2 protein-coding genes are annotated in these 1,436 nt (G+C 63.1%); both read left to right on the top strand.

Features of this window, described 5'->3' with window-relative positions:
• Positions 1-113 precede the first annotated feature (113 nt).
• Positions 114-545, top strand: a complete 432-nt coding sequence (locus tag Q0848_RS18870) for a transposase (protein WP_299040374.1) — start codon at positions 114-116, stop codon at positions 543-545.
• Between the two features lie 38 nt (positions 546-583).
• Complete coding sequence (locus Q0848_RS18865; protein WP_299040372.1) at positions 584-1,399, top strand: IS3 family transposase; 816 nt, start codon at positions 584-586, stop codon at positions 1,397-1,399.
• Positions 1,400-1,436: the final 37 nt, after the last annotated feature.

Genomic DNA, 1,436 nt, shown 5'->3' with positions numbered 1-1,436 from the left:
CTGGACTGACCCCCAAAAGTTGGACACCGCAAGGCAGCGTCCAACCTCCCAGGAGTTCAGCCATGTACCGGAACAGCACGCTGAGCCACGCTGAGGCAGCATCCGCAGTGGAGATGTTCGAGCAGGGCTTCACCGCCAGATCGGTCTCGCTGGCGCTCAGCTTGCACGGCAACTCTGTTCAGATGCTCTACCAGCGTTGGCAGCTACGAGGATCGGGTGCGCTGATGACGAGGGAACGCCGCCAGTACGACTTCGACACCAAGCTCACAGTCGTGCGTCGCCACATCAAAGGCGAGTCCGCGCGAAGCCTGTGCGAGGAGTTCGAGCTTCCTTCGCCGACCACGGTGTCGAAGTGGGCGGTGATCTACCGCCGTGACGGCGAAGACGGGCTTCGCCCCAGACGACGCGGCCGACCACCTACAGTTCGTGCCGACCCACCAGCAGAAAATGAGCTGGAAACGCTGCGCAAGGAGAACGAGCGACTGCGCGCGGAGGTCGCCTACCTGGGAAAATTACGGGCCTTGAGGTCGCCACCACGACGCTGAAAGTCCAAGCCGTCGATGACCTCAAGGCGCACCACCAGTTGCCGCTGCTCCTGCAGGCGGCAGGCCTGGCTCGGTCCACCTTCTATGACCACCGCAACCGGTTGGCCCGCCCTGACCGGCACGCGCTCCTCAAGGATGCGGTCGGGGAGGTCTTCGCCCAGGCCAAGGGCGCCTACGGCCACCGGCGCGTGCACGCGGTGCTGCTGCGCCAGGGATGGCAGGTGGCGAAGAAAACCGTGCTGAAGGTGATGCACGCGCAGGGGCTGCGCTGCCTGGTGCGCCGGCGGCGGCGCTACAACTCCTACCGCGGTGAGGTAGGCACCACCGCCAGCAACATTCTGGACCGCCACTTCGCGGCGACTGCGCCCAACACGAAATGGGTCACCGACGTGAGTGAATTTGCCATCGGTGAGGCGAAGATCTACGTCTCGCCGATCCTGGACCTGTATGACAATCGGATCATCTCGGTTGCTGCCGGGCTTTCCCCGAGCGTCAAGATGGTCACCGACGGCTTACGTGAGGCCATCGCGACGCTTGCAGTCGATGAGGTACCGCTTGTCCACTCCGACCAGGGTTTTCAGTACCGCCACCGCCTGTGGCAGGACACTCTGTGCCAGTCGGGGCTAATCCAGTCAATGTCCCGTAAGGGCACATGCTTGGATAACGCCGTCATGGAGGGATTCTTCAGCCACTTGAAGGAGGAGTGGTTCCGCTTGGCTCAGCCAGCCACGGTCGCTGACTTCTACGTCGGCTTGCATCAGTACCTGGCGTGGTGGAACAGCACTCGAATCCAGGCGCGTCTGGGCTACCTCAGCCCCGATGAGTACCTTACCTTGGCCCCCGTCGCGGCGTAGTCTCTCGTTCTCAGTCCAACTTTCGGGGTGCAGTCCA

Source organism: uncultured Pseudokineococcus sp. (assembly GCF_947495735.1).
Taxonomy (GTDB): domain Bacteria; phylum Actinomycetota; class Actinomycetes; order Actinomycetales; family Quadrisphaeraceae; genus Pseudokineococcus.
This window is presented reverse-complemented; position numbering and strand designations above follow the sequence as displayed.

Bases quoted from the DNA above. Each gene is read 5' to 3' on its own strand.
- Q0848_RS18870 (WP_299040374.1), top strand. From the start codon at position 114: ATGTTCGAGCAGGGCTTCACCGCCAGATCGGTCTCGCTGGCGCTCAGC.